Raw genomic sequence first — 19757 nt, 5'->3', positions numbered from 1 at the left:
AGGAGACAATAACTGGGAGCCTAACGGACGAGCGAGAGACTATCGACGGGGAGAGTCGGGGACGTCAGCCATCCTGACCTACATGGAATGATAGTGAATCGAACGTTTCCGGCGGCCGAGGCCGGGATAGCGTTCGTATCCCGGCTGCAAGTCAGGGTTACGAAATCGAACAGTGTGAGTGGTTTTTGACCCGAGGAAACGTCCCACGGCCCGAGGAAAACAATGACCAAATCACCGAAAGCGCAGCGTCGAGCGATATTGAAGGCCACGGGGGCAGCGGCAGGCGTCGGACTGCTCGGACGACTCGCGCTGGCACAAGATACCGAGACGACGACCGAGACGACAGAGACAACCGAAACCACTGAAACGACCGAGACAACCGAAACGACGGAGACGACGGACGGAGACATCCGACGAACCATTGTCCTCGGTGGGCGAACCGAGGCGTGGCTCGGTCTCGCACCGAGCGTCACCGAGCGGGCGGACAACCCGACGCTGGGATTGCTTCCCGGCGAGCGTCACAGGGTCGTCTGGGTGAACCTCGACGGGAGACGACACCAGTTCCAGATACTCGGAGAAGAAGACGGTGAAGAGGGAGTGGTTCTCCAGGAGACGGAATCGGCGTCCAGAACCGGAGCTACGCGGTCGATGACGTTCCGCGCGACCGACCGCATGCGGGGATATCGCTGTCGGTTCCACCCCGATAGTATGCGCGGAAACATCGTCCGGTCGGGCGAGTTCGGTACCGGGACGACGGAAGGGACGTTCACGACTGGGCGGCGCGACACCACCGACACCACCGACACCACTCGAACCACCGACGGTACGTTCACAACCGACACCACCGACACCACCGACGGTACGTTCACAACCGACACCACCGACACCACCGACACCACCGACACCACCGACACCACTCGATACTAACTCAACCTCCGCGTTCTGATCTCACCGAGATTTCGACATTCTGACCGTCGTTACGGTTCCACCAGTTCGGGTTCTCCGTCGACGACGTGAGCATCTTCGGGGTCGAATCCGACGCGAACCTGCTCACGGTCGGGTGCCTCGCGTGTTCGGAGCGTCACCGGCCGACCATCCCAGTCGAGGTAGACGCGGAATGCCTCACCGAGGAATTCGGCTGTCTCGACGGTCGCCGAGAACGAGTTCTCGCCGCCATCGAGTTGGAGCACCTCGGGTCGAACGCAGAAAGTGACGTGTCCCGTCGTCGTGGCGGAGAGCAGAAACTCGTGATCGCCCACGGTGACGCGAGCCCCCTTCGTTTCGGATGCGACCGTCGTCCCCGAGAAGACGTTGTTCTCGCCGACGAACTCGGCGACGAACCGTGACCGTGGACGGCGGTAGACATCCTCCGGGCGGCCGATCTGCTCGATTCGACCGTCGTGCATGACGGCGACGCGGTCGCTTATCGCCAGCGCTTCCTCCTGGTCGTGGGTGACGTAGATGGTCGTGATTCCGAGGTCCGACTGGATGCGAGCGACCTGCGTCCGGAGGTCGTCGCGGAGGCGTGCGTCCAGGGCACTCATCGGTTCGTCCAGCAGGAGCACGTCCGGGCCGGGTGCGAGGGCGCGGGCGAGGGCGACGCGCTGTTGTTGCCCGCCCGACAGTTCGTCGGGGTCTCGGTCGTCGAAATCCGCCAGGTCGACCAGTTCGAGGAGTTCGGCGACGCGTTCGTCGCGAGTTCTCGTTCCGGGTGGGTCGCGGAATCGGAGGCCGTAGCCGACGTTCTCACCGACGCTCATGTGCGGGAAGAGCGCGTAGTTCTGGAAGACGATTCCCACGTCGCGGTCTTCCGGCGGGACGCCCGCCATCTCGCGGTCACCGAATCGAACCGTTCCCGCGGTCGGTTCGTCGAAGCCGGCGATGGCCCGGAGCGTCGTCGTCTTCCCGCATCCAGAGGGGCCGACGAGGGTGAAGAACTCGCCGTCCTCGACGCGAAACGACACGTCTTCGAGCGCGGTCACGCCGTCGTACGCTTTGCGGACGCCCGAAAGCGAGACCTCAACCACGCTCCCACCTCCCGCCGAGGCGGTCGATGACGAGGAAACTGACTCCGGTGACGACGAGCAAGACGGTCCCCATCGCAGTCGCTGGCCCGAGCGTCTGCCTGCTGAGATAGCGTTCGACCGCGACTGGCATCGTGTAACTGCTACTCCCCGTGGCAAGAATAACTGTCGAGTCGAACTCGCCGATACTGATGGCGAACGCGAACGCGGCCCCGGCGACGATGCCCGCCGTGACGAGCGGGAGTTCGACGTCCACGAGCGCGCGAGCGCGCGTCGCGCCGAGCGCTCGAGCCGATTCTACCATCCGGCGGTCGATTCCCGAGAGCATCGGCGCGACGTTGCGCGTGACGAAGGGGTAGGCCGCGACGGCGTGGGCGGCGACGATGGCGACCGCACCGCCGACCTGCACTCGGATGCCGCCGATTGGGACGCCGAAGACGAGTCCCCGGAGCATCCCGAGGCCGACCATCACCCCGCTGACCGCGAGGGGGGCCATCGCCACTGCTTCCACGAGACGACCACCTCGGGCGCGAGAGAGCATCGCAACGACGATACCCATCGGGAGCGCGACGAGCAGGGTTCCGAGGCCGAAGACGAGCGAGTTGCGAACGGCGACGCCGGGTTTCGTCTGGAAGGACGCGCCGGTCACCTGCCGCGTGACGAGAAACTCGTAGTAGCGCAGTGTGAACCCGTTGGGCCCGGTGACGCTCTCGAGGACGGTACTGAGGAGGGGACCGACGAAGACGACGCCGACGACGAGGATGTAGACCAGCAGACCCACGCGTTCGAACGACTCCGCCGGGCTACCACCAGAAAGGAATCGTTTTCTAGAGAGTGGCCGACCTGCCCGCGACGCGGCGGCCTGGCGTGCCTCGTAGCGAAGGTAGCCGTAAGTCAGCAACAGCGAGAGCAGCGTTTCGAGTACGGCGAGGACGGCGGCCTCGGAGTAGTCGAGGTCCCGGACCAGGGCGTAAATCCACACCTCGACGGTCTGAAAACGAAAACCGCCCAGCGCGAGCACGATAGGAAACGACATGAAGGTGAAGATGAACGTGAGGAGCGCACCCGTGAGAAGGGCGGGGAGCAGTTGTGGAACCAGCACGTCCCGGAACGCCCGAACTCGCCCCGCACCGAGACTGCGGGCGGTTTCCACCTCGCGGGCGTCCACGCTCTCCCACGCGGCGTTCGTGATTCGCGCGACGAGTGGCGCGTTGTAGAAGGCGTGAGCGACGACGATAGCGGGGAGGTTGTAGAGAAATGAGTACGGACCGAATCCGACGGTGCCCAGCAGGTCGTTGAGTAGCCCCTGTTTGCCGAACATCGCAACGAAACCAATCGCGACGAGAATCGAGGGCATGACGAACGGGAGGATGGTGAGCGAGCGAATCGTACGTCGGCCGGGAAACTCGTAGCGCGAGAGGACGTACGCGCCGGGAAGGCCGAGAGCGACGCTCGCTACCGTCGAGAGAAACGCCTGCCACGCCGTGAAGCCGAATATTTCGCGGGCGTAGAAGGGGTCGGTAAGGACGTCGACGAAAGCGGATGGATTTCCGGCCTCGGCGAAGACGATGGCGACGGGGTAGTAAAAGAGAACGACGAGGACGGCGCTGGTCGCGACGCCGAGGATGGCGAGGGCGTGTCGTTCGAACCAGCGAAGGAGGCCCATCACTCGTTCGGAGTCATCGTTCGTCGGAGTCCATTATTCGTTCGCACTCTCCGTTCGAGGTCACTTACTAGCTATCGTTCGCGCCCACTGTTCGACCCACTCTTCGACGTTGCCTTTCAACTCGTCGTAGGAGTAGGTGATCGGTTGTTCGGGCGCTTTCGCGTACTCGTCGAACTCCTCGCCGGGGTCGGCCCAGTCTGTCGCTGGAAACTGGACGTTGAGCGTCGGAATCTTCGACTGCGCTCGCTTCGAGAGCATGAAATCGAGGAAGGCGTCGGCCAGCCGTGAGTTATTCGCGTCGGCGAACTTCGCCATACCCTCGGGATTCGCGTAGCCCTGTCCGTTCAGGAAACCGATCTGGTGTTTTTTCATGTCCGCGCCGGAGCGGTTGGCGTACACCTGGTCGGTGGAGTAGGAGACGACGATGGGTCGCTCACCGTTCGAGTAGGCGGTGTAGGCCGCATCCCACGACCCGAGGATTTGGACGTCGTTTCGCTTCAGCTGTTTCCAGTAGTCGAGGTACGCGTCCGGTCCTTTCTGGTGAATCGTCCAGAGCAAGAACGCCCGACCGGTTATGGCCTGCTGTGCGTTTTCGGTGATGAGCGTCCCCTCGAACTTCGGCTTGGTCAGCGCGTCGAACGTTTGTGGCTCGTCCACTTCGTGTGCGTTGTAGACGAGGCTAATGTAGCCGGTGTCGTAGGGAACTGCTCGCTGTTTCGGGTCGAACTTCAGCTCGTCTTTGACGTGACCGTAGTTCGAAAGCGAGTCGGCGGTGGGGGTAAACAGTTTCTTCCCGCCGAGTTTCTCGTCGATGGTGATGAGGTGGTCGACGTTCAACCCGACGTACACGTCCGCGCCGACGTTCACGCCCTGTGCTTTCCGCTGGATGTAGTAGTTCACCTCGTTTTCGGGGGTGTTCCACTCCAGCGTCGCGTTCGGGTACTCCTTTTCGAACTGTTGTTTTATCCAGGAACCGGGCGAGGAACTCGGAGAGTCGACGAAGGCGCTGTAGGTTGCGACGTTCAGCGTGCCACTCAGTTCGGTCTGTGCGGTCGTCTTGGCGGTCGTTCCGGTCGTCTCGGAATCGGAGCCAGAGATACTATCGAGACAGCCAGCGAGACCGACGAGCGCGGTACTCCCCGCCGTGAGGAACGTTCGCCGTTTCATTACTCGGTGGTTATAGTCGGTGATACTTAACAAGTGTGATGTTCGAATCCAGTGACGAAAGCGGACGAACGGGAGAGTGCGTGCATCGAAACACCACTGTTTATGCACAAATCCCACCAGGAGCGGTGTGGGGTGAACTACTCCCACCTACCGCGCTCGGGGTTACCCACCCCTCGCTTCTTGAGGTGGGAGCTTCCTTGTTCACCGACGCGACTTGCAGATTCACCGCGAATCCACAGCGGTCGCAGTCTTCGAAGGCGTGGATTCGGCCTGTCCCGTGCCTCTGATTCCGCACTGCGCAGTGCGTGGGAGGCCTTGAGGGCTTCAATTCCTCCTACTATCACGCACACGTACCGCTTTCGTGGGATAGTACAGCAAGCTATCGTGCGTGCGAGAACACCAAAGACGGCGCTGTATCCCTACCCTCCTCGCTCCCTTCGGTCGCTCCTTGAGGATGGGGGCTTGGCGCCTGCAATTCAGCTAAAGCACACCGTTCCAGCCAGTCGACCGTCGTTCGACGTTCGAACGAGTACCGTGAAGACTGATGACGCCGGTTCCGAGGAGTATCATCGTTCGAATTCCTCGTTACTCGCCACCTCAAGTGGCTAGACGACAGTGTACTCTTCGTGTCCGCGAGCGAGTCAGCCGTTCCAACTCTTGCATCTATCTCGATAAAAAAGGAGTGCTGTTCGTGTTATCGACTCTATCGATACAACGTTGGGTCGGTTAGTTGCTGCTTCCGAGACTGGTGCTGAGCAGGTTGAGGGTGCTACTGAATATCGACGCATCGCCACTGAACCGGCGGGTATCACCTTGACTCAGCGAGAGATCTCGTCCGAAGACGATGGTGGTGATCTGTCCCTGTCCTCCGCCGCCGCCCAACTGGTAGCGGATGAGGTACGCGTTGTAGTCGTCGGGCTGGGAGATCTCGGGAACGTTCCCCCCACCAGGGCGCTGGAGCAGTCGAACTGTCGTGGACTGCTCCAGGGCGTTGACGACACGGAACTGAACGCCCGGGTGGTAGTCGTACGTGTACACCAACACGTTCTGTCCCTGTGCCGACGCGCTGCCAGCACTGCCCAGACCCAGCGCGAGCGCACCCGTTGCGAGTGCGCCCTTTTTCATAAACGACCGTCGTTCTTTCGATTCGACATTTTCTGTGTCTTGTGGTTCTTTCTCGGTCATTCTCCCCCCTCCCGGGGTGACAGGCTATAGGCCGGAGCTTAAGATAAAGGCCGTCCACCGTTTCGATGGCCAACGGAAAACTATCCCGGTTAGGTTCACACCAAGAAACGACCACGATAGCGGGGATGTTTGTGAGAGAAAGCAGTATTCAACGTTATCTCCTGCCTCTCAGCCGGTATTCCACGTTACAACGGCCTCTGTGAAAGTTACCGAACGGAAACGACGTCTGTCCTGCATTTCGTCAGTGACACCAGTTCGCGAGACGACCGCGGTGCGACGAACCGAGGATTGCCGCGTTAGCGCTCCGGGAGCAGGTATCTCTACGCCGTTTCGAGTTCGCCGTCCGTTTCGGTCCACTCGGTGAGACTTCCCTCGTAAAATCCCAGGTTCTCGTAGCCGAGGTATGAGAGCACGACGTACGTGTGGCTGATGCGTCGGGCCGTATTACAGTAGAGAATGACCCGGTCGTCGGGCGTGACACCACTCGATTCGAGTACGGAACGAAGTTCGTCCGAGGACTTCAGACCGCGAGTCTCGTCGTCCACGAGGTCGAGCCAATCGACGTTGACCGCACCGGGCAGGTGGCCCTTGGCGAACTCCTCGGGGGCGCGGGTGTCCACAAGCACCGAATCCGGGTCGTCTATGGCGGCCTGGACCGCCTCGCGTCCGACGAGTGGTGAATCGTCGGGCTCTCGAACGTGGTACGCGGTCGGTTCGGGGTCGGGTGCGTTCGTCGTCGTCTCGTGTTCGCGCTGCCACGAGCTGAAATCACCGTCCAGCAGGAAGAGGTCTTCGTGGCCGTACACCTCCGCAGTGACGAGAAATCGGGCCGCGAACACGCCGTGCATGTCGTCGTAGGCGACGACTGTATCCGATTCGTCGATACCGACGCCACCGAGCAGGTCTGCCCACGTCTCACCACCGGGGAGCATCCCGGCATCGGCCGCGTCGGCGGAGCGAAACCGTTCGAACGGGACGTTCGTCGCGCTGGGGACGTGGCCGATACCCTCGTACTCCCACGCGTCGCGAACGTCCACGACCTGCACCTCCTCCAGTCGGTCGGCGAGCCACTCCGCTGTGACGACGACGTTCTCGTGCATCGGATTTCGGTAGTGACGCCAGCGCCTTAGCACTCCGGGTTCCGTCGAATGACGCGTGTTACCGGAGTTAGCGGAGATTATTTCCGCATCTGGCGGGGCGTGGGGATTCAGAGCGGCCGGTCCGTGTGGGATTTCCCGACCGGTTCGAGATTCGACGGCCAGGATTGCCGGTACGCTCGACAATGGGCGGAACCTACCGGCAGTAAAGGGGATATAATCCGGGCGTCAGTATGTAAGCCTGCATGAGCGACAGTGACTACGCAAAGGACGTCCTCGTTTCCGCCGACTGGGTAGAAGACCACCTGGACGAGTTCCAGAGCGACGACCCGGAGTATCGTCTCGTCGAAGTCGACGTGGACACCGAAGCCTACGACGACGCCCACGCGCTCGGTGCAATCGGCTTCAACTGGGAGACCCAACTCCAGGACCAGACGAAACGAGACATCCTCGAGAGAGACGACTTCGAGGAACTGCTCGGTAGCCACGGCATCGGCGAAGATTCGACCGTCGTCCTCTACGGCGACAACTCCAACTGGTTCGCGGCGTACACCTACTGGCAGTTCAAATACTACGGCCACCGCGACGTGCGCCTGCTCGACGGCGGACGCGACTACTGGCTCGAAAACGACTATCCGACGACGGACGAAACACCGGCGTTCCCGGAAGTCGAGTACGACGCTCGCGGCCCGTTCGAGGGCATCCGTGCCTACCGCGACGACGTGGAGAAGGCGATCGACCGTGGCGTCCCCCTCGTGGACGTGCGAAGCCCCGAAGAGTTCAGCGGCGAAGTGCTTGCCCCACCCGGACTGCAGGAGACGGCACAGCGCGGCGGCCACATCCCCGGCGCGTCGAACGTCTCGTGGGCCGCGACGGTCAACCCCGATGGAACGTTCAAGAGCGCCGACGAACTCCGCGACCTCTATGAGAGCGAGGGCGTCACCAACGACCAGGAGGTCGTCGCCTACTGCCGCATCGGGGAGCGGTCCTCCATCGCGTGGTTCGCGCTCTCTGAACTGCTCGGGTACGACAACGTCGTGAACTACGACGGGTCGTGGACCGAGTGGGGGAACCTGGTCGACGCCCCCATCGAAACCGGGAGCGAAAAGTAATCGCTGAACGTCCCACGCGAGCGAAAACGACATTTGTCGGGACTGGAAGGCGGAGACACACGTGACTGGAGAGTGTCACATATCGCTATGGAGAAAAACTAGCAGTGGTTATTGAGACGAGGTCGAATCTCTATATCGTGGCATCCAGTGAACCTAACGAGGACAAAGCGACCGGACGTTTCGACGTCACCGACGAACCGGCCGAACCAAAACCGAGTGCCACCAACTACCAGTTCGAACTGTCGTCGGTCGTCGTCGAGTACGACGGCCGACCGGACAGGTGTACGATTTATCCGGCCAATGCGAGTCATATGCAACGAATGTCTCGATGGGTAATCAGCAGACCCGGCCGAGAACGTTCATTCTCCCGCGATACCGCGGCTCTGCATCCTGGGTCTGCATCGTGCCTGACGCTGGACGGCCGGAGGACGGCGACGTGCCCGTCCGGCACGCAGATTCGATATCGGCACGACCACCGAAATGGCCCACACTGTACCGGAGCAGTCGGAGAGTTCAAGCGAGATGCGCCAGTATGCTGTGCCATGAATTCCGAGGAGTTCGTCGACGCCGTCCGAAAAGAGAACGAAACTGCCCTCTCGCGCCTTGGTTCTTCGAAATCGCTGTACGCCGCCACGGGAGGCGAGATGGAATCCGACGAAGTGTTTCGTGCCGCAGCAGACGCCGAGTACGCTGCCCGCCGGACGTTCGAGCAGTGGGCCGACGAAGAAAGCGACGCCCAGGCGAGCGACCTATTCGCCGACATCGCAGCGACCGAACAGGCCCACTACGAGACGGTCGCCGAGAAGGGAGACGACCACGAACCGGGAGAGACGCCCGCCCTACACGAGTTCTTGCGCGGACTGGACGGCACGTGCGCACGCCTCGGCGGGTTCGTCGGGCGCACGCTGGCGAGCGAGAAGTCGAAGTCGCAACTGACGGGCTTTTTCACGGGACAGGCCGACCCGCAGACGGCACAGTTGTTCCGCGACCTGAAAGGCGACCTCGGCGACCAGTTAGACCGAACGCTCAGCGTGCTCGCAGACACCTGCGACTCCGACGACGATTGGGACGAAGCGAGAGAGGCCGCCGATGGTGCGATTCGGGCGGCCTACGAGGAGTACACCGAGTCGCTGGAGTCGATGGGCGTCAATCCGAAACCGGTGTGCTAGACGTTTCGAGTGCGGGACGGCGTCGCATTCAGGGTAGCGTCGTCACACCCCGCTCACGGTCTCACGATGCGCCTCGACGTGGTCGTAGGCGCTGTCGATTCGCTCCGCAGTCTCGTCGTCTACCTCGGCTTTCAGTTCCGAAAGCGCGTGCATGATTCGGTCGAGTCGACCGTGGTCCGGACCGCGGTCGGCCTGCGCGAGGGTTCGGAGCGAGTCGGCCTGCGACACCAGACGGTCTTCCGTCTCGCCCGAAACTGTCGCACTGGCCTGTTTCAGTTCCTCTGCCGCTTGTACCAGTTGCTCACGTGGCATAGGCAGGGATACGAGACAAACGAAGATAGTGCTGTGGGCGGTGGGTCGACCGTTCGGCCGATGAGCGGTACTGGTCACCGAGTCCTGGTCGAACGACTCGAAAACGTCGTCGCCGTACTCTGTGGCCCTGATTTCGAACACTGGCACCGGCCGTGGGACCACAGAGCGGCGATATCCCCTCCCACCCCACTGGTTGGTCGTCGTCGAGGAACCTGATGTTCTCCGGGCCGAAGACTGATTCGGGCGCGTTGCGTCGGGGGGATGCAGGGAAATGAGAACCCCCCACCGTCCATTCGTGAATGCGGGGGCGACCGCATCCAATTAACGATGCGAGAGATAGCCACCTGTAGTTGTGGCTTCGATGTGCCAGCCTTTTTTACTCGTAACGGAGGGCGTCGATGGGGTCGGTGCGGGCCGCGCTCCACGCCGGATACAGTCCGGCGACCACGCCAACGAGGACACCGACGCTCACCGCGATACCGAACCACTCTAGCGGAAAGACGAGCGACACGTCGATGTAGCCCGCAACGAGGTACGCGCCGACGACACCGAGCGGCGTGCCCAGGAGCGCGCCGAGCAAGCCCAGCATGACGGCTTCTACGAGGAACAACTGGACGATATCGCGTTTCTGTGCGCCCACCGCTTTCATGATGCCGATCTCCTTTGTACGCTCGGTGACGCTCACCAGCATGATGTTGGCGATGCCGATAGAGCCAACGACGAGCGAGATGACGGCGATTCCCGTGACGAAGCCAGTCAGCGTGTTGAGCAGGTCCTGTACCTGCTGGAGCAGTTCCTCGTTCGTCTGGGCACTGAAGACGTAATCCGAGGGGACGAGCGACGCGGCGTCCGACTCATTTTCGAGGTACGTGAGCACCCGGTCCCGAGTGGGTTCGACCGCGTCGGGACTGGTCGTGACGACCGTCATCAGCGGGTAGACGCGCCGATTCTCACCGTTGACCTGCACGCTCGTCTCGTAGAAGGGGTCGGTCGGTGCGTAGACCCGCGGCTGGGAGGCGAAACCCTCGAACGGCCCCCGACTCGCCGACCCGTTGAGGATGCCAACGACGGTGGCGTTGGCGACCGAACCGTTCGCTCGGAGGATGGCGAGCGTCTCGCCGACCGTCACGTTCTGCTCGAACTGCGTGGCGGCAGCCGTGTTCAGGACGACTTCGCGCGCCCCGGAGTCGAAGGCGCGACCCGATTCGAACTCCGCCCCGTCGAAGTACGCGGGGGTGATGGCGACGACCTGATTTCGGGCGACGGTGTCGTCCCGGTAGCGCAAGCCGGACGTGGGGACGGTGCCGCGGGGGATGACGGTTTCGACGCCCTCGATTTCGGAGATGCGGTCGACATCGCGCTGGGTGAACACGGGTTGTGCGCCCGCGCCGGGCGCACCGCCACCACCGTTCTGCGTGTCCGGGCCGGCCCAGATGTAGACGTTCTGGGCCTCCTCGCCGCCCACGTCACCGATGATGCTCGCCTGTACGCTCGCACCGAGCGTCGCGAGCGCGATAACGGCCGCCACGCCGATGATGACGCCGAGGGTCGTCAGCGACGAACGGAGTTTGTGGCTCCGGATGGAGCGCCAGCTCATGCTGAAAATCTGGCGGACGTCCATCAGTCTGACTCCCGACTCTCGCAATCGCTCTCGGTCGTGTCGCGGCCAGCGGTCATACACGTCAGAAGGGAACAACACCACAAAACCCTGCCGCCGAACGAAAGGGGGAGACGGACGCAACGACGGACGAACCGACGGATGGAGTTCGACGACTGGTGGCTCACCTCCCACGGTGGCGCGGGCGTCGGCAGGTCGGCAGACAGTCCGTTCCGGAGATACCGACGAACATGTGCGGTTTTCGGGAGCGGCCACCGAGCGGCCCGCTCCGCACCGCCAGCGCGCCACCGACGAGTGTGCTATCGACGACTCTACCGCCAGCACGTAACCACGTCCCCCCGGCGACCGACCTCCCCACGTCCCTGCTCGCAAGCTTTTTTCGACACACACGAGAAGCGACTCACATGAAAACGACGGGTGGAAGCGACGAGGCGAAACGAAACGCGGGCGAGAGTGCTGCGGAGGCGGTCGAAGACGGCATGGTGGTCGGTCTCGGCACGGGGAGCACCGCGGCCTACGCGATTCGAGCCATCGGGCGGAAGGTGGACGCCGGACTCGACGTACACGGCGTCCCGACTTCGTATCAGTCGCGGCAGTTGGCCCGCGACGTGGGAGTGCCGCTGGTCGACCTCGACTCGGTGTCGGCTATCGACCTCGCTATCGACGGCGCAGACCAGTTCGCCGGGCCGCACCTCGTCAAGGGTGGGGGTGCGGCACACGCCCGAGAGAAGGTGGTCGACGGTGCGGCGAACCGATTGCTCGTCGTCGCCGACCCGAGCAAGGCCGCCGAGCGTCTCACCCATCCCGTCCCGGTGGAGGTGCTCCCCGCCGCGCGAACGACGGCGGCCGACGACGTGCGCGTGCTGGGTGGGACCCCCGACTTGCGCGAGGCAGAACACAAGGACGGTCCGGTCGTAACCGACAACGGGAACCTCGTCCTCGACTGTTCGTTCGGCGAAATCAACTCGCCGGGCGAACTCGCCAGCGACCTCTCGGCAGTTCCAGGCGTCGTAGAACACGGCCTGTTCGTCGGGATGGCGGACGAGATTCACGTCGGAACCGACGCCGGCGTCGATGTGATGCGCCTGTAACGGTCAGAGAAACCGGTGACATCCTCCTCGCCGTAAACGGTGAGGCTTCCCGTCCCGCAGGTGGGATATTTGCCGGTCTACGACACGACTTGTTCTCTCGTGTTGAACGTCCCGCTCTCGCGGTCGAACAAGTATGTCGATGGCTGTGCCACACAGCCGTTACTCCTATCCTCGCCGTGAGGACTCGAAGTTATCTTCTGCCGCATATTCTCCGCTCCGTTGCAATCCGCGTTCCCGACCAACCCACATGACGAGCAGACGTACAAGCCACGGTGCTTCCGGTTCGCTTTCGTGTCGTCACCACACTTTGAACACGTCTTCGACGTCTCCCACTCGTTCTCCTTGAGAACCTCGACACCGCGTTCTTCGCCCTTGTAGTCGAGGTACTGGTAGATGCGGTCGAACGCCCACGTATGCAACTTCTTGTTCCCAGTTTTACCCCAGTCAAACTCTCGAACGTCCTCAGGCCAACTCACCGCGAGAGTTCCAACACCGCGTTCGACACACTCCGTGATGATGGCGTCTGCAAGAGTATGGTAGAAGTGCGTCTCGCGGTCAGCGAGTTTTCGACGTGCCCACTTCGCCTTCTCCGATGGGCCGTTCTCGCCTTCCGTGTCGTACTCGGCACGTTTGAAGTAGTGCTTGTCCTGTTTGAGCGAGTTGCCGGGGTACAGGACGTATTCGTTGGGGAATGCGACCGTGGCGATGTTTGTGATGCCGAGGTCGATGCCTGCAACACCGTTGCCTGCTGAGTCGTTCGTTTTGAGGCTGACTTTGCAGACGAAGTGGAGTTCACATCCGTCGCCGTTCCAGACCGCACGGACGTTCTGTACCTTGTTGACTTCTGAGAGGTCAACGTCGGGTCGGGTTTGGTACTCGCAGAGGAGGAAGTCCGAGAAGTGTTCTTTGAGATTCGAGCCTTTACTGAGTCGGACGCGGTTGTTCTCGGGGTCGTGTTTGAAGCCGTCTGCTTTGAATGTGACCGTGGAACGTGGTCGGGTATCGCCGTGTTTGCGGTAGCCGGGCGGGTTCGCCGTGTCGTCTTTCTGTCGCAGGTCGAACCATGACTGGAAAGCGTCAGAAAGTTCTTCAATGACTTTCTGACTGGATTGTGCGTTCAGGTCTTTCCAGCACGACTGGTTCTTCATGTACGATTTCAGCACGCCTTCGTCGGGGATTTCACCGGTTTCGTCCCAGATTCGGTCGGCTGTCCATCGTGCGACGTTCCAGATTTTGGAGGCGGAATCTCCGAGCGAATCGAGGCCATCGCAGACCTGTCGGTGGTTCTGGATGGAACCAACGTAGGTGCGAGTGACCTGAATCGCCATATATAGCCTATGTAGACAAACTTACTTAATGGTGTGGATTAGCGTGGAATATCCTGACTGCCATTGACGGTGGTTTGTATCGGGGCTGTCGGATTCACTCCCGCCGTAAACGGCGGGATTCTCTCCTTGGAGAAAGATAGCCGTCGCTGGTCGGTCGGGGATAAATGAAAGAACGTGTCGTTTTTACAGGTCGCGCGGCTGGACCGTCTTTCGGTCGTTTTCCTCGGCGCGTCGGGCGGCGTCGTCGAGGAGACCTGCGACTTCTTCGTCGAGTGCGTCGTAGAAGTCCGACGCAACGTTTTTGTCGTCGAGCGCTTCTTTCACAGCGGCTTTGACAATAAGGTCTGCCATACAAGTTCGACGTTCCGTAGCCCAGCTAATAAAGTTTCCCAAATTCTTCGGCGAACGGCCACGTTTCGAAGATTCCACCCCACTCTGCCGGGAGCGCCAAAAGATTTAAGTACAGAACATACGATTGAGTCGAGCCGACAGACGGGAGTAGGAGGGGCACAGAAGGTCGAATATGCGCGAATTACTCGAGGCCGTCGCTGACGGGAGGCTGAGCGTCGCTGAAGCGGAAGCGAAGATTTCGGGCTACGCAACCAGTGAGGCCGGTCGATTCGACGCCGCGCGCGAGACGCGGCGAGGTGTTCCAGAGGCCGTACTCTGTGACGGAAAGACACCGGACGAGGTGGCCGCGCTCGCGACGACCGCAGTCGAGACGGCGGGCCGCGCACTGGTCACCCGTGCGGACGACGAGCAGGTCGAAGCCGTCCGCGCGCGCCTCGCGGAGGAGCATCCGAGTGCGGACGTTCGAACCCACGAGCGCGCCGGCGTGGTCGTCGCGCACGCGGCGGCGTTCGAACCACCCGAACTCGACGCCACCGTCGGCATCGTCAGTGCGGGCACAAGCGACGCGATTCCCGCCGGCGAGGCCGCCATCGTCGCCGAGGAGATGGGCGCGACCGTCAAGGAGTACCACGACGTCGGCGTCGCGTCGCTGGTGCGCGTGATAGACGAGGTGGACGCCCTCCGCGCTGCGGACGTGCTCGTCGTCGCCGCCGGACGCGAGGGCGCGCTCCCGACCGTCGTGGCGGGACTGGTGAACACCCCAGTCATCGGACTCCCGGTGTCGAACGGCTACGGCCACGCGAGCGGGGGTGAGGCCGCGCTTTCGGGAATGTTGCAGTCCTGTACCGTCCTCTCGACCGTGAACATCGACGCCGGCTTCGTCGCGGGCGCACAGGCCGGGTTGATAGCGCGCGCAGTCGACGCGGCGACGACGGAGTAACGAATTTGTACTGAAAGCTACTGTTTTCGGCGGGAATTTATTGTTTTCCACTGGAATGGACTGACGGGTGTTTCGGAGGTCGAGAGCCGACCCGCCGCTCTCCGGTCGCGGTACGTTGCCCTAGCGTCTCCTGCTGTGCGGTGGTGACTCTAGCGCGTTCTGCGGATGCGGTCTCGTGTTCTGCGGTCGCGGTCTCGTACCCTACAGAATCCTGTGGTTGTGGTATTCTGTCCTCGCAACACCCGCTAACCGGGAGTAACTCTGCCGGGTCGGTGTGTTGCCCCCCAGTTTCGACCACGGAGAAGCCAGCAGAGCTAGCACACAGTCGCAGTTATCGACGAAGATGACACCAGTAGCCGAGTCAGACGACGGGAAAATAGAAATCGGGGTCGGGGTTACGCGGAGACTTTGATTCGCTCTTCGGCACCCAGCGCCTCGACGACGAGTTCGGCCACGTCCACGATCTCGATGTCGTCCTCGAAATCACCGGTCTTGCGGCCGTCTTCGTACATCGTCATGCACATCGGGCAGGCGACGACGAACTTCTCGACTGCGTTCGCGGCGTCGGTGTCCTCCAGTGCTTCGCGGATGCGCTCCTCGCTCGGCTTGGGATCTTCCTCGAAGTCCATCCAGAGACCGCCACCGCCGCCGCCACAGCAAAACGAGTTGGCGCGGTTGCGCGGCATCTCGTCCAGCGTACACCCGGTCGCGCGGACGATTTCTCGGGGGGCCTCGTACTCGTCGTTGTACCGCCCGAGGTGACACGGGTCGTGGTAGGTGACGGTGTAATCGAGTTCGGTGCCCGACAGACCCATCCGGCCCGACTGGAACAGCTCTTCGACGACCTGCGTGTAGTGGTAGACCGGGGCGTCGAACTCCTCTGCCATCTCCGGATACTCGTTTTCGAACGTGTTGTAGCTGTGCGGGTCGGTACAGACGATTTTGTCGAACTCGCACTCCTCGAAGGCGGCGACGTTGTCCTCGACCAGCATCTCGTAGAGCCCTTCCTCGCCGACGCGGCGAACGTCGTTGCCGTCGTTTCGCTCGTCTTCGTAGAGGATACCGTAGGAGATGCCCGTCTCGTGGAAGATGGTCGCCAGCGAGCGCGCGACCCGGCGGTTGCGCTCGTCATAGGACGGGTAGTCGCCGACGTACCAGAGGAATTCCACGTCCTCTTCGCGGGCGTCCGGAATCTCGAAGTCGAGTTCGTCCGTCCAGTCTGGGCGCGTGCGCTCGGGGTCGCCGAAGGCATTCCCGTTCTGGAAGACGTTCATCATCGCGTCCTGGACGTTGGCGTCCATCTGGCCGGACTCGGTGAGTCGGCGGTTCATGTCGGTGAAGGAGGTGAGATGTTCGATGTCGACCGGGCAGGCGTCCATGCAGGCCATGCAAGCCATGCAGGATTCCATCGTCTCGCTGTCGATGACGCTCGCTCCGCCGTCCGCGACGATGGGCTTTTCGTCCGTCTGGCCCGAATCAAGATTCTCGCGGTACTGTTTCAGGTCGAGAATCACGTCACGAGGGTCGAGTGGCCGACCGGACGCCTTCGCGGGGCAGACCGACGAACAGCGACCGCACTTCGTGCAGGCGTCCTGGTCGAGCAGCTGTCGCCACGAGAAGTCGTCGATAGAGGTCGCGCCGATCTCCTCGGGGCTAGCGTCCGAGGGGACGCCCGGGAGCCGTTTGCCCGCCTTCTCGTCGCGGGTGACGACGTTAGCGAACGACGAGAGCATATGGAAGGGCTTGGCGTAGGGAATCGACGCGACGAAGACGAGCGCGATGAGCGCGTGTGACCACCACGTCACGGGATACCACGCGGTCGCCATCGCGGGCGTGACGCCGGCGACGACCAACAGATCCTTGACGAACCAGCCGACGAAGCTCACCGTCTCAAAATCCGAAGCGCCAGTTCCGAGGATGCGCACGCCTTCCGTAACGTAGCCGCCGACGCCGAGCAAGAACAGCGTCCAGATGAACAGGTCGTCTTCCCGACCGGTGTGTTTACCCCAGAGACGGTGATTGCGCACCCAGTAGCGCCGGTAGATGGCCATCCCCACGCCGACGACGAACAGCAAGCCCATCGCGTCCATCACGAGCGAGTAGGCGAGGTAGAAGTCGCCGACGAAAAACGACTGTTCGTTCCCGAGGACGTAGTGGGTGAACTTCCGGTAGACGTCCATGTCGATGGCGAGAATCGTCGTCCCGATGAGCAGGGTCAGAAAGCCCCACAGGATGAACGCGTGCATCAACCCGCCGTAAAGGTCGCGGTTGAACTGCTTCTCGTTCGAAACGACGATTTTCGCCGCGCGCACGATGCGTCCCGGTAGGTCGTCCAGTCGGTCGAACCAGTCTTGCTCCCCGTCGGTGTACCGTGTGAACCGCTGGTACACACCGAAGAGGAAAACGAGCACGGTCACTGCGGCGAGGTAGTAGAACAACGCCTCACCCAGCAGCCCGATTTTCCAGAACGTCGGGCGCGTGGTACCCGTCGTCTGTGCGAGCACGAGGTTTGCCATGTTTTATCAGGTGGAGACGACTTGCTTAAGTCTTACTTCCCATCTATCTCTGCGCCGTCGTGCGAGAATAAGAAACTCGTTTGGAGTTTATGCGAGTGCCCAGCCCAGTATTACGAGCGTGAGAGAAACGACCGGCACGTCCCACCGCGAAATCGACAGCGGGGGAAGGGTCGGGTTCCACGCGAAACAGCGAGCGCGGAGCGCGAGCGAGAACCGGTCGGCGCGGTCGAACGCACGCGCCAGTCCCGCCGTCCCGACGAGTTGCATCCGCTCGGCGAGCGGCCGTCGGGTGCCGAGACGAGAGGCCATCGATTCCCGAATCGCCCGTAAATCGGCCTGAAAGACCGGCAGAAACCGGAAGACGAACGCGACACCCATCCCAAGGAACTGCCCCGGTCGTCCCGGCAGCAGCCACTGGACCGCCGCGCGCGACTCCCGAACCGGTGTCGTGCGGACGTAGGCCGCGCTGACACAGAGCACGAGGAAGACGCGATAGCTCGCCAGCGCAGGTGCGACTGCCTCCGCCGGGACCACCCACGGGGGACCGAGCGACAACGCCGCGAACGCCGGACCACCGAGCAGGAACGGGAGGACGTACCGAAACTCGCGGAGCACCCAGAGCGGGGACGTGGCGGCCCCCGCGAGCACCAGTGCGACCACCGCGGTCAGCGCACCGAGGCCCCGGGGTGTGGTGTGTGCGAACGCAGCGACAGCGAACGTGGCCTGAAAGAGTAGTTTCACCCGGGGGTCGGTGCGCTCCGCGAACGAACCGGACGGTCGATACGCGAGCGTCATGGCACGCGCACACCGAGTTCGGCGAGGTCGTCTGCCACCTCCCCGGGCGAGTCATCGACGGCCACTCGGCCGGCAGCGAGAGCGACCACGCGGTCTGCGAGCGGCCACACGTCGCGCAGGTCGTGGGTGACGACGACGACGCCGGTTCCCTCAGCAGCGAGGTCGGCGAGGTGGCAGACGACCGACTCGCGGGCGGGGGCGTCCAGTCCAGTGAACGGTTCGTCCAATACGAGGTGGGCCGGTTCCATCGCCAGCGCGCCCGCGATGGCGACCCGCTGGCACTCACCACCGGAGAGGGTATCGATTCGTGCATCACGGCGGTCGGTCATCCCGACCGCGGACAGCGCCGACTCGACCCTGCGGTCGATGTCGTCGTGGGAGAGACCAAGATTCTCGGGACCGAAGGCGACGTCCCCGCCGACGGTCGCGGAAACGAAGGTGTCGCGTGGGTGCTGGAACACCATGCCGACGCGCGTTCGTGCAGCCACGAGGTCGGCTTCGACCGGCGTCCCGTCGACCGATACCCCTCCCTCGTCTGGCGTGAGTAGCCCGTTGAAGTGCCGGACGAGCGTCGTCTTTCCGCTCCCGTTCGAGCCGGTGATGACGACGAACTGACCGTCGGGAACGGTGAGTGAGATGCCGTCGAGCGCGACCGCGTCGCCGAATCGGTGGACGAGATTCCGTGTCGTTATCATTCGGCAGTGATACGGTCGCTCCGGACGATACCGACCGCGGCGGCGATTTTGAACGCCTCGAAGGGGACGAACGCCAGCGCCGACACCATGAAGGCGTCGGCGAGCGCGTAGTTCCCGACGATGGAGAAGCCGACGGTCCCGAAGGCGTAGATGACGACCGTACCGGCGAGCATGCCCGCGACGAGACGAGGGATACCGGCTCGATTCGGATTGTGGAGCGTCAGCCCACCGTGGACGATGGCGCCGACGACGAACGCGGCGATGGGGTACGAGAGCAGGTAGCCACCCGTCAGACCGACCAGTTCGACGAATCCGGCAGACCCACCCGCGAAGACCGGTGCGCCGACAGCGCCCGCGACGAGATAGAGGACGAGCGACGCGCTTCCCCACAACGGACCCAGGAAGAGTCCGGCGAGGAAGACGCCGAGCACCTGCAGTGTGACGGGAATCGCCGGTGCGAGGGGGTTGGGAAACGACACCTGCGCGAACGCGCCGACGACGGCGGCGAACAGCGCGGTGCGAGCGACGTTCCCGACGGTCTGTTCGCCGACCAGGTCGACCGACTCGGTTTCGGTTGACATAGCGAATCGTGGCCCGTCAACCAGCATGATTGCTTCGGTTGACGACTTGGTTCGTCGGTTCACGACATGGAAAATTTTAGCCCCCACCCAACAGGTTTTTATACGATTCA

General features: G+C 62.5%; 19 protein-coding genes and 1 pseudogene. 6 read left to right on the top strand and 14 right to left on the bottom strand.

Annotated elements, in window-relative coordinates:
- The first annotated feature begins 222 nt into the window (after positions 1-222).
- On the top strand, positions 223-927 hold the full coding sequence (locus ACR3FF_RS03190) for a hypothetical protein (RefSeq protein WP_458185980.1): 705 nt from the start codon (positions 223-225) through the stop codon (positions 925-927).
- A 50-nt stretch (positions 928-977) separates the two neighbouring features.
- On the opposite strand, the gene ACR3FF_RS03185 is transcribed toward ACR3FF_RS03190, so the two are convergent.
- From ACR3FF_RS03185 to ACR3FF_RS03165, 5 genes are all read right to left on the bottom strand, one after another.
- Positions 978-2027 (bottom strand): ABC transporter ATP-binding protein, encoded by a 1050-nt coding sequence (locus ACR3FF_RS03185; RefSeq protein WP_458185978.1) that lies wholly within the window; start codon positions 2025-2027, stop codon positions 978-980.
- Positions 2020-3690, bottom strand: coding sequence for an ABC transporter permease (locus ACR3FF_RS03180; RefSeq protein ID WP_458185977.1), 1671 nt, complete (start codon positions 3688-3690; stop codon positions 2020-2022). Before ACR3FF_RS03180 ends, ACR3FF_RS03185 begins: the two co-directional genes overlap by 8 nt.
- A 60-nt stretch (positions 3691-3750) precedes the next feature.
- The gene (locus ACR3FF_RS03175; protein ID WP_458185975.1) at positions 3751-4857 is read right to left on the bottom strand and encodes a thiamine ABC transporter substrate-binding protein; all 1107 of its coding nucleotides are present in this window, start codon (positions 4855-4857) and stop codon (positions 3751-3753) included.
- Between the two features lie 726 nt (positions 4858-5583).
- Positions 5584-6042, bottom strand: coding sequence for a twin-arginine translocation signal domain-containing protein (locus ACR3FF_RS03170; protein ID WP_458185973.1), 459 nt, complete (start codon positions 6040-6042; stop codon positions 5584-5586).
- Between the two features lie 320 nt (positions 6043-6362).
- On the bottom strand, positions 6363-7142 hold the full coding sequence (locus ACR3FF_RS03165) for a sulfurtransferase (protein WP_458185971.1): 780 nt from the start codon (positions 7140-7142) through the stop codon (positions 6363-6365).
- Positions 7143-7384: 242 nt separating this feature from the next.
- On the opposite strand from ACR3FF_RS03165, the gene ACR3FF_RS03160 reads away from it, so the two are divergent.
- The 3 genes and pseudogenes from ACR3FF_RS03160 to ACR3FF_RS03150 all read left to right on the top strand — a co-directional run bounded on the left by ACR3FF_RS03160 (position 7385) and on the right by ACR3FF_RS03150 (position 9420).
- The gene (locus ACR3FF_RS03160) at positions 7385-8251 is read left to right on the top strand and encodes a sulfurtransferase (protein WP_458185970.1); all 867 of its coding nucleotides are present in this window, start codon (positions 7385-7387) and stop codon (positions 8249-8251) included.
- Positions 8252-8355: 104 nt separating this feature from the next.
- A pseudogene (locus tag ACR3FF_RS03155) lies at positions 8356-8574 on the top strand (DUF7511 domain-containing protein); the annotation flags it as partial.
- Between the two features lie 219 nt (positions 8575-8793).
- A complete protein-coding gene (locus tag ACR3FF_RS03150; RefSeq protein ID WP_458186006.1) occupies positions 8794-9420 on the top strand; it encodes a rubrerythrin family protein in 627 nt (208 codons plus the stop codon).
- A 42-nt stretch (positions 9421-9462) separates the two neighbouring features.
- Here ACR3FF_RS03150 and ACR3FF_RS03145 read toward each other — a convergent pair whose 3' ends face one another.
- The 3 genes from ACR3FF_RS03145 to ACR3FF_RS03135 all read right to left on the bottom strand — a co-directional run bounded on the left by ACR3FF_RS03145 (position 9463) and on the right by ACR3FF_RS03135 (position 11738).
- Entirely contained in the window at positions 9463-9732 is a 270-nt protein-coding gene (locus ACR3FF_RS03145) for a DUF7553 family protein (protein ID WP_458185968.1), read from the bottom strand.
- A 376-nt stretch (positions 9733-10108) separates the two neighbouring features.
- Complete coding sequence (locus ACR3FF_RS03140; protein WP_458185966.1) at positions 10109-11353, bottom strand: ABC transporter permease; 1245 nt, start codon at positions 11351-11353, stop codon at positions 10109-10111.
- Positions 11354-11513: 160 nt separating this feature from the next.
- Positions 11514-11738 (bottom strand): hypothetical protein, encoded by a 225-nt coding sequence (locus tag ACR3FF_RS03135; RefSeq protein WP_458185964.1) that lies wholly within the window; start codon positions 11736-11738, stop codon positions 11514-11516.
- A gap of 16 nt (positions 11739-11754) precedes the next feature.
- Between ACR3FF_RS03135 and rpiA the strand changes: the two genes are divergently transcribed.
- Positions 11755-12441, top strand: a complete 687-nt coding sequence (rpiA, locus tag ACR3FF_RS03130; RefSeq protein WP_458185963.1) for a ribose-5-phosphate isomerase RpiA — start codon at positions 11755-11757, stop codon at positions 12439-12441.
- Positions 12442-12518: 77 nt separating this feature from the next.
- Here rpiA and ACR3FF_RS03125 read toward each other — a convergent pair whose 3' ends face one another.
- Together ACR3FF_RS03125 and ACR3FF_RS03120 are read right to left on the bottom strand one after the other, a co-directional pair.
- Positions 12519-13769: an RNA-guided endonuclease InsQ/TnpB family protein gene (locus ACR3FF_RS03125; protein WP_458185961.1), complete on the bottom strand. Its 1251-nt coding sequence runs from the start codon at positions 13767-13769 to the stop codon at positions 12519-12521.
- Between the two features lie 183 nt (positions 13770-13952).
- Complete coding sequence (locus tag ACR3FF_RS03120; protein WP_458185959.1) at positions 13953-14120, bottom strand: DUF1931 domain-containing protein; 168 nt, start codon at positions 14118-14120, stop codon at positions 13953-13955.
- Positions 14121-14292: 172 nt separating this feature from the next.
- Here ACR3FF_RS03120 and larB point away from each other — a divergent pair, with 172 nt between their 5' ends.
- A complete protein-coding gene (larB, locus tag ACR3FF_RS03115; protein WP_458185958.1) occupies positions 14293-15060 on the top strand; it encodes a nickel pincer cofactor biosynthesis protein LarB in 768 nt (255 codons plus the stop codon).
- A gap of 395 nt (positions 15061-15455) precedes the next feature.
- Here the strand turns inward: larB and ACR3FF_RS03110 are convergent, their stop codons facing one another.
- The 4 genes from ACR3FF_RS03110 to ACR3FF_RS03095 all read right to left on the bottom strand — a co-directional run bounded on the left by ACR3FF_RS03110 (position 15456) and on the right by ACR3FF_RS03095 (position 19647).
- Positions 15456-17576 carry a heterodisulfide reductase-related iron-sulfur binding cluster gene (locus ACR3FF_RS03110; protein WP_458185956.1) on the bottom strand — a complete coding sequence of 707 codons (2121 nt, stop codon included), beginning with the start codon at positions 17574-17576 and terminating at the stop codon, positions 15456-15458.
- An 87-nt stretch (positions 17577-17663) separates the two neighbouring features.
- Positions 17664-18371: an energy-coupling factor transporter transmembrane component T family protein gene (locus ACR3FF_RS03105; RefSeq protein ID WP_458185955.1), complete on the bottom strand. Its 708-nt coding sequence runs from the start codon at positions 18369-18371 to the stop codon at positions 17664-17666.
- Positions 18368-19066: an energy-coupling factor ABC transporter ATP-binding protein gene (locus tag ACR3FF_RS03100; protein WP_458185953.1), complete on the bottom strand. Its 699-nt coding sequence runs from the start codon at positions 19064-19066 to the stop codon at positions 18368-18370. Before ACR3FF_RS03100 ends, ACR3FF_RS03105 begins: the two co-directional genes overlap by 4 nt.
- Entirely contained in the window at positions 19063-19647 is a 585-nt protein-coding gene (locus ACR3FF_RS03095; RefSeq protein WP_458185951.1) for a biotin transporter BioY, read from the bottom strand. Before ACR3FF_RS03095 ends, ACR3FF_RS03100 begins: the two co-directional genes overlap by 4 nt.
- Positions 19648-19757 lie beyond the last annotated feature (110 nt).

It is taken from the genome of Haladaptatus ordinarius (assembly GCF_054177595.1).
Note: the sequence above shows the minus strand (reverse complement) of the source record. Positions and strands in the feature narration are given on the sequence as shown.

What these genes read in the sequence shown, in the direction of transcription:
- ACR3FF_RS03190 (WP_458185980.1), top strand. Translation starts at nt 223, where the DNA reads ATGACCAAATCACCGAAAGCGCAGCGTCGAGCGATATTGAAGGCCACG.
- ACR3FF_RS03180 (WP_458185977.1), bottom strand. Translation starts at nt 3,690, where the DNA reads ATGGGCCTCCTTCGCTGGTTCGAACGACACGCCCTCGCCATCCTCGGC.
- ACR3FF_RS03175 (WP_458185975.1), bottom strand. Translation starts at nt 4,857, where the DNA reads ATGAAACGGCGAACGTTCCTCACGGCGGGGAGTACCGCGCTCGTCGGT.
- ACR3FF_RS03170 (WP_458185973.1), bottom strand. Translation starts at nt 6,042, where the DNA reads ATGACCGAGAAAGAACCACAAGACACAGAAAATGTCGAATCGAAAGAA.
- ACR3FF_RS03165 (WP_458185971.1), bottom strand. Translation starts at nt 7,142, where the DNA reads ATGCACGAGAACGTCGTCGTCACAGCGGAGTGGCTCGCCGACCGACTG.
- ACR3FF_RS03160 (WP_458185970.1), top strand. Translation starts at nt 7,385, where the DNA reads ATGAGCGACAGTGACTACGCAAAGGACGTCCTCGTTTCCGCCGACTGG.
- ACR3FF_RS03150 (WP_458186006.1), top strand. Translation starts at nt 8,794, where the DNA reads ATGAATTCCGAGGAGTTCGTCGACGCCGTCCGAAAAGAGAACGAAACT.
- ACR3FF_RS03145 (WP_458185968.1), bottom strand. Translation starts at nt 9,732, where the DNA reads ATGCCACGTGAGCAACTGGTACAAGCGGCAGAGGAACTGAAACAGGCC.
- ACR3FF_RS03140 (WP_458185966.1), bottom strand. Translation starts at nt 11,353, where the DNA reads ATGGACGTCCGCCAGATTTTCAGCATGAGCTGGCGCTCCATCCGGAGC.
- rpiA (WP_458185963.1), top strand. Translation starts at nt 11,755, where the DNA reads ATGAAAACGACGGGTGGAAGCGACGAGGCGAAACGAAACGCGGGCGAG.
- ACR3FF_RS03125 (WP_458185961.1), bottom strand. Translation starts at nt 13,769, where the DNA reads ATGGCGATTCAGGTCACTCGCACCTACGTTGGTTCCATCCAGAACCAC.
- ACR3FF_RS03120 (WP_458185959.1), bottom strand. Translation starts at nt 14,120, where the DNA reads ATGGCAGACCTTATTGTCAAAGCCGCTGTGAAAGAAGCGCTCGACGAC.
- larB (WP_458185958.1), top strand. Translation starts at nt 14,293, where the DNA reads ATGCGCGAATTACTCGAGGCCGTCGCTGACGGGAGGCTGAGCGTCGCT.
- ACR3FF_RS03110 (WP_458185956.1), bottom strand. Translation starts at nt 17,576, where the DNA reads ATGGCAAACCTCGTGCTCGCACAGACGACGGGTACCACGCGCCCGACG.
- ACR3FF_RS03105 (WP_458185955.1), bottom strand. Translation starts at nt 18,371, where the DNA reads ATGACGCTCGCGTATCGACCGTCCGGTTCGTTCGCGGAGCGCACCGAC.
- ACR3FF_RS03100 (WP_458185953.1), bottom strand. Translation starts at nt 19,066, where the DNA reads ATGATAACGACACGGAATCTCGTCCACCGATTCGGCGACGCGGTCGCG.
- ACR3FF_RS03095 (WP_458185951.1), bottom strand. Translation starts at nt 19,647, where the DNA reads ATGTCAACCGAAACCGAGTCGGTCGACCTGGTCGGCGAACAGACCGTC.